Source organism: Geobacillus sp. DSP4a (assembly GCF_013096875.1).
Classification (GTDB): Bacteria; Bacillota; Bacilli; order Bacillales; family Anoxybacillaceae; genus Geobacillus; species Geobacillus thermophilus.
On sequence record NZ_SDLD01000070.1, the window covers coordinates 1 to 8,719 of the forward strand.

Consider the following 8,719-nt stretch of genomic DNA (forward strand, 5'->3'; position numbering starts at 1 on the left):
TTGTCCTTGGTGGCGTAAATGAGGGGGAGAACAGAGTCGGAATTTTGTTCCGTTTGGTAAAATATACAAAAACCAGAGAGGGCTGACTCCAAAAGTCCGCTTTTTGGCGGACTTTTGGGTCAGCCCCCTCGAGTTATTTATGCATCCCAAGCGACTTCAGCAGGTCGCCGACTTGCTGCTCTTGCTCTTGCAAAAATTTCGTAAACTCTTCCGAATTGCGGTACTCTGCTTCCCAACCTTGTTTTTGCAGCTCTTCTTTCCATTTTTCATGCTCAGACAGTTTTTTCAATGTCTCTTCCCAAAACGCTTTTGCTTCCGAAGACATTTCCTTCGGCCCGAACACGCCGCGCCAAATCGTAAACTCGGCATCAACGCCAAGCTCTTTCATCGTCGGCACGTCTTTCAGCACTCCGCCGAGGCGTTCAGGAGCGGAAACCGCCAGCACCCGCACTTTGCCGGCCTTCAAATATTCCCCAACCGAAGACGCATCCGTCGCAATCACATCCGCATTGCCGCCAAGCAGCGCCGCCATCGCTTCTCCGCCGCCATCGTACGAAACATACTTGACTGATTTTGGATCGATGCCCGACTTATAGATCGGCAAAATCGCCACTAAGTGGTCCATCGACCCTGGCGCCGACCCTCCGGCAATGGTGACGGATTTCGGATTTTGTTTAATGGCGTTCAGCAAGTCGGTCAACGTTTGAAACTTTGAATCGGCTTTAACCACAATCGCGCCAAAGTCTTTTGTCAACTGGGCGAGCGGGGTTGTGTCTTTGTAGCCGAACGGGCTGTTCCCTTCTTTTTTCAAGTTATTGATGATAATCGGCGGTGAATTGACAAACAGCTTATAATCGTTTTTCACATCCTGGGTAGCGTATTCGGCCATAAAGACTGCCCCGCCGCCGCCCGGTTTGTTTTCGACCGTCATCGTTTGTTTGACAAGCCCTGTCTCATCCAACACTTTCGTGACCGCGCGGGCCGTTAAATCCCAACCGCCGCCCGCCCCAGACGGAGCAACAATCGTAATCGGCTTCGTCGGATAGTTTGAGGCCGATGAGCCAGAGTTTGAACCGGACGATTTCGACCCCGCCGATTCATTGCCCCCACAGGCCGCCAAAGCCAGTGTCATCATCCCTGCGGCGAGCAATCCCCACCATTTCGTTTTCTTCATTTCTCCCTTGCCCCCTTGTTTTTGATAACGTTTTCAAACTCAACCTTACCATGCCCCAGGGTGAACGTGAAGTTTTTGAAAATAAAATGAATTTTGTGCATTTTGTTCATGGAGGTATAATCAGACCTGATATCAAGCACCTAGCGGAACGCCGGAGCCCCATAACAAAAAAAGGCCGCCTGCCTTTCAAGGCCGACGGTGCATAAAACGTTGGTACAGTGCATACTTTCTGACGTTCGTTCCTCATCTTTCATGTGGCAGGACGATCATTCGTTTTTTTACAATCGATCACTTACGAATCAGTGATTTCCTCTACCTCTTTTGTCGCCGCCAACTGTCCTCGTTAGATGGCCGCCTTTTGTATTGGATTCCCCTACTCTTCAAGCAATTCCCGAACATCTTGCTCTGGAAGATCCACCAACCGGGCAATGTCTTCCGCCTTCATTCCTTTGCGCGCCATGTTGCGGATCAGCTGTTTCATTCCTTGTTTTATCCCCTGTTTCCTTCCCTTTTGCTCATAGGAAATGATCAGCTCCAACACTTGCTCTTTTTCTTTCGTTTCCATCGCCCTCACCTCTCTTTGTAGTTGTTGCTCTTCCTCCTCCGACAGCTTCACATATGTTTCAAAAAAGCCCAACAAGAGCCGCTGCCTCGCTTCATCCAGCTCCAATCGTACCAACATGCGCAAAAACTCTTTTTTTAACTCGATTTTCTCACTTTCAGTATACCCCATTTTGCTAAGAAGGGCAGCCGCGATCGGATTGTCATGCCGGATGTAGTCCCGCCAATGTTTCTTGCGCAGCTCCACCGGGAAAAAGCGAAACTGCAGCACGTCGCCAAAGGGAAACTCGATTGAGAACACGGACGGTTCCTCGCGAAGGGCCTCATAGCTGAAGACAGCGATCGGAACGATGCGGGTGCGGTATTTTTCAAACAGACGGCTGAAATAGACAAACATGCGCTCTGGAAACGATGGTTGCACATAGCTTTGATTCTCCACATGAACGATGATCAGCCCATCTTCTCCTTTCAGTTTCGTCTCGACCAATAGATCGACGCGGTATTTTTCACCTGCGGTGACATCGGTAAACAGTTCTTCGGACAGGAAGGACAAATGGCGGAAATCGATATGCTCGTGGATGTCGGGGAAAAAGAGGAGAAGAAACTCTTCGAAGAACGTTTGAATCAGCTCTTTGAACAATCGGTCATGGTCAATGGCCATTCGATCACCCCTCTTTGAACGTGTTCGATTCTATCCATTCGCAAACAGGGGGGGAAAATCCTGCATGGGGAACAGAAAAAGTTGTGCTGTACTGTATAGTGCTTTAGTCCCACGCAGGTACGATAAAAACGCATACATTGACAGACAGCTTACAACGACGTTGAAGTTTCAATCCCTCATAGGTACGATAAAAACTGTTCCGCGTCGTACGTCTGTTTCTATGGATGTCTAGTTTCAATCCCTCATAGGTACGATAAAAACGGAGCCTGGGGAAGCCCGGCGCTCGGTCCATTCGAAGTTTCAATCCCTCATAGGTACGATAAAAACCCCAAACCATTCGCATAAAATCAAGCTTTTCCCCTTTTGACTGTTTTCAGAATATCACGTTTCAAAAATTCTGTCAATACTGTTGAGCCGTGTTGGTTGTAGGATTTTGACGCAAAAAAATATTGTCGTCGATCCCCCGGGGTTTTTGCACGATTGGAGGTCGACGACATTTGAAAGGCGGTCAGTTTTTGTTTTTCTCCATTCTTCCGTACTCGTCCTTCACCGCCGCCACAAGCGGGTGCCCACTCTCAAGGCCTGCATATTGCCGAAGCGCGCCTTCGATCCCGTGCTGGGCGATTGTTTGTTGAAGGGCAGCGGCTTCCGCATCGCGGGCATCATCGAATCGCAGGAGGGCGGCGATTCCTTTAGCCAAGCCTTGCGGGGCGTTGCCGAATAAGGCGCAATATTGCACGGCTGGCGCGACGAGGCGGTCGTTCGGCCCAAGTTTGCGGATCGGCGAGCGGGCGACACGGATGATGTCGTCGGACAGCGCCGGATTCATGAAGCGCCCGATCGTCGTCTCGATATACGCGCGGTGCTCATCTGCCTTCCAACCGTGCTTTTTCACCAACACCGCTCCGGATTCGCTGAGCGCCTGTTCGACGCCCGCCCGAATGGCGCTGTCTTTCATCGCCTCTTGCACGGTTTCGCATCCCTTTAGGTAGCCTAAGTAGGCGGCAAGGGCATGGCCGGTATTGACAGTAAATAACTTTCGTTCAATATACGGCCCTAAGTCAGCGACAAAATGCGCTCCTTGAATCGGCGGAACCGCACCGATGACGTTGCGCGTTTCAATCGCCCATTCGAAAAACGGCTCGACCGTCACCGCCAGCGGATCATCGTTCGTTTGGTTCGGCACGATGCGGTCAACCGCACAGTTGAGAAAGCCAACCGATTCGCCCGCCAACTGTTGTTCCGCTTCAGAAAGATGGGCAAATACGTACTGCTTCAACGTCTCCGTACCGCCAATCATGTTTTCGCACGCGATGACATGAAGGGGAGTTTGCTGAACGCCCAGCCGCTGCTTGAGCCCATCGGCAACAAGGGGGGCGATGGCCGGCAAAATGTGCGGGCCGACGGCGGTCGTGACCAAATCAGCGGCGGCGATCGCCGCGATGACTTGCTCCCGCTCTGTTTGGCTGTTCAACGCCGAGACGCCGCGCACCCATTGTTCTTCTCGCTGCTCGCCGGCGACAATGACGCGATACTCCCCCCGCTCCTTGAGCAGGCGGACGATTTGTTCGTTGACATCGACAAAAACGACCTTATATCCCGACGCTGCCAGCAAGCTGCCGATAAAGCCGCGGCCGATGTTGCCAGCGCCAAAATGAACCGCCTGCATCAGCCGTTCACCTCATGGAGCAGCGCAAGAATGTCTTCTTCTGTTTTGGCGTTCGCCATCGCTTCGACATTGTCCGCTTCCGCACAGACGAGCGCCAGTTTTGACAGAATATCCAAATGCTCCCCGTCTTTGCCGGCAATGCCGATCACGATCAGAGCCGTATTGCCGCCGCCAAAATCGACGCCGCCCGGGACTTGCACGATCGAAATGCCGGACTGTTTCACGAGCGCTTTGGCTGCTTCCGTTCCGTGCGGAATGGCGACGCTGTTGCCGATGTAGGTGGTTGTCAGTTCTTCCCGCTCAAGCATCGCATCCACATACGCCGGATCGACATACCCCTGCTTGACGAGCACTTTGCCAGCAAGGCGGATCGCCTCTTCTTTTGTTTTGGGTTGGGCATTTAGCACAATGTTTTCTTTGTTTAAAATCGAATGGGCTACCATCCTTTTCACTCCTTCATTGATGTCCAGTAATGATCAAAAAATTGCTCCAAATGGGCGCTGACAAGTGAATACACTTCTTCCTCGCCGCCATGCGCCAAAACGGCAAGGCTTTGCTCATCTTTCACGAGCAAGGAGCTGACCTCGCTTAATACAGCGAGCATCTCCTTATCGGCATCTGATGGCCCAAGCAGCAACACAACCGTGTTGATCTCCATCGGCTCCCCGTCCATGCCGGGCACCGTTTGCGGCGCATCAAGTCGGTACATCGTAAGCGATGGGCGAAGAACCGCGAAGCTTCGAGCGTGGTAAAGCGCCAGCGTCGTGCCAGGGACGCCAAGCCCGCCAAGCGACTCGCGGCGCCGCAGCTCCTCGATGACGACATCGGCATCGACGATGACGCCACTTCGTTCAAGACGGCGGCACGCGTCCGCCAATAGTTCATGAACAGAGCGCCCCTTGACCACCTCGAGGGAAAAACCGTCCAACAGGTGGACGATCGTCTCGCTGATGCGCCGGACCGCCTTCATCGCCTCGAGCGCTGGCCTGTTTCTCTGTGCGATTGACTCTTTCCTCATCCGCTTTTCAGCGGCTGATTTTCGCTCTAAAAATTCACGGATTGCCCGCGCTTCCTCTTCCGTCAACATCGGGCTGACGGTGAAATATGGGCCGTCTTCATCGGCCAGCGGCACGGTCGAGACGACAAGATCATACGCACTTGCATCTTTCTCTTTCCATTCAAACACGGACGCTTGTTCCAGCGAAACGATGTCCGGAATCTCTTTTTTCAGCCTCGTCGCTAAAATTTTCGCCGTCCCAAGCCCGCTCGAACAAATGACGAGCACCCGCCACCCTTTTCTCTCTCGCATGAGCGCGGAGGCAAAATGGAGCACTAAATAGCCGATCTCCTCCTCAGGCATCGGGACGTTGCCAAACAGTTGCTTTGCCCCTTCTGCGACAATGGCGAACAGCTCCGCATAGTCCCGCTTAATTTGCTCAAGCAGCGGATTGGATACCCCCATCCCGTGCTCCAAGCGGTACAGGGCTGGCTTCAAGTGGACGACCAAATCTTCATACAGCGTGCGGTCGGCGGACAAATCGACGCCAAGTTCGCGGCTGACAAAGCGGATGAGTTGCTGCGCTTTCATGCCAACCGCCAAGCTTGTTTCCTCCATCATCGTCCCTTGGCGGCTGCGCCATTTCGCCCCCATTAAGTGCATCGTCATATAGCCGATCTCTTCGTTGGGGATGCCAACGCCAAAGACCTTTTCTAGCGATTCGGCGAGCGCACGGGCGATTTCGTATTCGTTCGTCGCTTGCAGCGCCTGTAAATCATGCGGGTCAAAATGGATCGCGTCTCCCCGCTGGATGCGCTCGATCGCAAGCGCCAGGTGAACGACAAAGGCGATGTACGAGCTATCGGCCATCGTAAACGGGAACGTTTCTTTCACTTGCTCGATTTGCCGCTCGATGATGGCGAGCTTTTTCCGGTCGACGAACCCGAGCAGTTTTTCTGCCATCGTATCAAGCGGTTCGTCAGCGCGCCTTTGGATCGTCTCTTTCATCAATGCCAAAAATTCGTGTTCATCAACATGGCGGAACAACAAATCGCTGATCAGGCGCCGCTTCGCCGATTCCGAACCAGCCAGTTCCACCCCGTACCCGCGCTTGCGGATGAGCGAAAGCCCGTACGCTCCGACTGTTTGTTCCAATTTGTCCAAATCAAGGCTGACGGTCGCCACCGTCACATTCAAGTCATTTGCCAAGGAGACAAGTTTCACCGGCTCGGCCGCTTCCAACAGCGCGATTAAAATCATGAGCTGCCGTTCTTCCGGTGTATATTCATGATGGGAAAGGCGGAGCAGCTCTGTGGTCAGCGCCTGTTTGTTTTCTTCCCTTCCGATGAGCCGAACGCCGACTCCTGCCTTTTTCACCAACTCCAGCCCGTAACGACGCAACACCGATTCGAGCCCTTGCAAATCGCGGTGAACCGTACGGGCGCTGACGTTCAGCTCCTCGGCCAGTTCGCCGACGGTCAAATCACGGTCGCTTGCCAACAAACGCTCAAGCAGCTTCCGCTCCCGTGCCGATACGTACATCGCCGTTCACCTCCCATCTTCGGTCGTATTGTTGACAGGTTTAAATTGGCCAATCGGTTCTTCATCTCTTATTGTAAGGGCTTTTTTCTTGATTTGACAATGAAGAGATGTTTCATTTTCGTCATTGTTATTGTTGACAGTTTTTAATTTCACATTCATGATTCCTTTTTCGGCGCCAAAACCAACCCTGCTGGCCGGAAAACCGACTCGAAACAGCAGGCTGCCGTAAAACAAAACGCAGGGGGAACGCCATTTCCCCTGCGTTTCATGCCGATTTACGCGTTCTTTTTCAATTGTTCAATCAACTCATCGTACTTCGGGCTGTTTAAGAAGTTTTCGACCGATACGTGGTAGGCGTTCGGCAATTTTGCCTTCGCCCGGTCGGTTAAATTTTGATGGGTGACGACGATGTCGGCGTCGGCCGGAAGCTGGTTGATCGCTGTATTCGTCACTTCGATATCGAGCCCGGCCTTTTGTACTTTGTTGCGCAAAATCGACGCTCCCATCGCGCTCGAGCCCATTCCGGCGTCACACGCAAAGACAATTCTTTTGACCCGTGCAGGGACGGCCTGTTCCGCCACCGCCGTTGCCACTTCCTCTTGTTGCTGCAACGCGGCCGCCACTTGGCTTTGTTTCCCTTTTAACTGTTGCATTTTTTCCGCCGCTTTCGCTAAATCTTCTTCCCCTTCCTTTTGTTTCGCCGATTTCAAGAACACCGACGCGACGAGGAACGATACCGCTGCGGCGACGAACACGCCGGCTAGCACGCCAAAGTAATTCCCTTTTGGCGTCATCGCCAGCAAGGCGAAAATGCTTCCCGGCGACGGCACGGCCACAAGCCCGGCGTTGAGGATGGTAAACGTGAACACCCCGCTCACGCCGCCTGCCATCGCCGCTAAAATCAAGACCGGACGCATGAGAATGTATGGGAAGTAAATTTCATGAATCCCGCCTAAGAAGTGGATAATCACAGCCCCTGGTGCCGACTGTTTCGCCATCCCCTTGCCAAACAGCCAATACGCCAGCAAAATCCCCAACCCTGGACCAGGGTTCGTTTCCAGCAAGAACAAAATCGATTTTCCGGTTTTCGCCGCTTGTTCGACGCCAAGCGGGCTTAAAATGCCGTGGTTGATCGCATTGTTCAAGAACAGCACTTTCCCTGGCTCGATGAACAAGTTCGCCAGCGGCAACAAATGCCAGTCAATGATTTTTTCCACTCCTGCCGCTAACGTTTTACTGATCACAGAAATGACCGGGCCGACTCCTTTAAAGGCGAGCAGCGTCAACACGCCGCCGACGATCCCGGCCGAAAAGTTGTTGACGAGCATCTCAAACCCTTGTTTCACTTTTCCTTGGAAGAGCCCGTCTACCTTTTTGATCACATAACCGCCAAGCGGCCCCATGATCATCGCGCCTAAAAACATCGGAATGTCCGAACCGACGATGACCCCCATCGTCGCCGTCGCCCCAACAACGCCGCCGCGGACGTCATACACCATTTTGCCGCCCGTATAGCCAATCAACAGCGGCAACAAATACGTAATCATTGGCCCGACGAGCTTCGCAAACGTCTCGTTCGGCCACCAGCCCGTCGGGATAAATAGGGCGGTAATCAGCCCCCAGGCGATAAACGCCCCGATATTCGGCATAATCATGCCGCTCAAATAACTGCCAAACCGCTGAATCTTCACGCGGAAGCCTGTTTCGTTTCCGGTTGTATGCGTCATAACGTCGCTCCTCCTTTTGCTTGACTGTACCTTTATCTTAAAACGCTTACAACCGGCCTTCAATGAGAAGTAAACGCGATTTTGTCAAGGGGGTTGTTGACAGGGGTTAAAAAAGAAAACCCCGCGCGGCGGGCGGGGTTACGGCGTTTCTTCTGCCAACGACAACGCCTCTCGATAGAGACGTTGGAAGAGATAAAATCCATTGTCAAGCAGATTGTCTAACAGCGGCTTGACTTCCGCTATTTTCCTGTTTTTCTTTCCCCTGAATCCGTGACAAAACATCTTTACAATGGTCGCAAACCGTTGATACGATAAGGGAAAACGACGTTGACGATTCTTCATCAAGTAGGTGATATGATGAAAGATTTCCCGATTCGGTTTGTATTGA

The 8,719-nt window shown here is 52.6% G+C and carries 8 protein-coding genes; all 8 read right to left on the bottom strand.

Annotation, left to right across the window (positions count from 1 at the left end; all coding sequences use genetic code 11):
* Nucleotides 1-133 precede the first annotated feature (133 nt).
* Nucleotides 134-1,174 carry a Bug family tripartite tricarboxylate transporter substrate binding protein gene (locus ETC02_RS15645; RefSeq protein WP_047819316.1) on the bottom strand — a complete coding sequence of 347 codons (1,041 nt, stop codon included), beginning with the start codon at nucleotides 1,172-1,174 and terminating at the stop codon, nucleotides 134-136.
* 373 nt (nucleotides 1,175-1,547) lie between these two features.
* A complete protein-coding gene (locus tag ETC02_RS15650; RefSeq protein WP_171698400.1) occupies nucleotides 1,548-2,396 on the bottom strand; it encodes an Rpn family recombination-promoting nuclease/putative transposase in 849 nt (282 codons plus the stop codon).
* Between the two features lie 508 nt (nucleotides 2,397-2,904).
* Complete coding sequence (locus ETC02_RS15655; protein ID WP_171698401.1) at nucleotides 2,905-4,065, bottom strand: mannitol-1-phosphate 5-dehydrogenase; 1,161 nt, start codon at nucleotides 4,063-4,065, stop codon at nucleotides 2,905-2,907.
* Nucleotides 4,065-4,508, bottom strand: a complete 444-nt coding sequence (locus tag ETC02_RS15660; protein WP_171698402.1) for a PTS mannitol transporter subunit IIA — start codon at nucleotides 4,506-4,508, stop codon at nucleotides 4,065-4,067. Before ETC02_RS15660 ends, ETC02_RS15655 begins: the two co-directional genes overlap by 1 nt.
* Before the next feature lie 5 nt (nucleotides 4,509-4,513).
* Complete coding sequence (locus tag ETC02_RS15665; protein WP_171698403.1) at nucleotides 4,514-6,604, bottom strand: BglG family transcription antiterminator; 2,091 nt, start codon at nucleotides 6,602-6,604, stop codon at nucleotides 4,514-4,516.
* Between the two features lie 6 nt (nucleotides 6,605-6,610).
* Nucleotides 6,611-6,838 (bottom strand): hypothetical protein, encoded by a 228-nt coding sequence (locus ETC02_RS15670; protein ID WP_050367362.1) that lies wholly within the window; start codon nucleotides 6,836-6,838, stop codon nucleotides 6,611-6,613.
* Between the two features lie 41 nt (nucleotides 6,839-6,879).
* Nucleotides 6,880-8,331 (bottom strand): PTS mannitol transporter subunit IIBC, encoded by a 1,452-nt coding sequence (locus tag ETC02_RS15675; RefSeq protein ID WP_050367363.1) that lies wholly within the window; start codon nucleotides 8,329-8,331, stop codon nucleotides 6,880-6,882.
* A 138-nt stretch (nucleotides 8,332-8,469) separates the two neighbouring features.
* Nucleotides 8,470-8,719: DUF3368 domain-containing protein (locus ETC02_RS17850; RefSeq protein WP_253264173.1), on the bottom strand; the 250-nt coding region annotated here is incomplete at its 5' end.

Excerpts from the sequence above, each read along its gene's own strand:
- ETC02_RS15645 (WP_047819316.1), bottom strand. The coding sequence starts at position 1,174 with ATGAAGAAAACGAAATGGTGGGGATTGCTCGCCGCAGGGATGATGACA.
- ETC02_RS15675 (WP_050367363.1), bottom strand. The coding sequence starts at position 8,331 with ATGACGCATACAACCGGAAACGAAACAGGCTTCCGCGTGAAGATTCAG.
- ETC02_RS15650 (WP_171698400.1), bottom strand. The coding sequence starts at position 2,396 with ATGGCCATTGACCATGACCGATTGTTCAAAGAGCTGATTCAAACGTTC.
- ETC02_RS15655 (WP_171698401.1), bottom strand. The coding sequence starts at position 4,065 with ATGCAGGCGGTTCATTTTGGCGCTGGCAACATCGGCCGCGGCTTTATC.
- ETC02_RS15665 (WP_171698403.1), bottom strand. The coding sequence starts at position 6,604 with ATGTACGTATCGGCACGGGAGCGGAAGCTGCTTGAGCGTTTGTTGGCA.
- ETC02_RS15660 (WP_171698402.1), bottom strand. The coding sequence starts at position 4,508 with ATGGTAGCCCATTCGATTTTAAACAAAGAAAACATTGTGCTAAATGCC.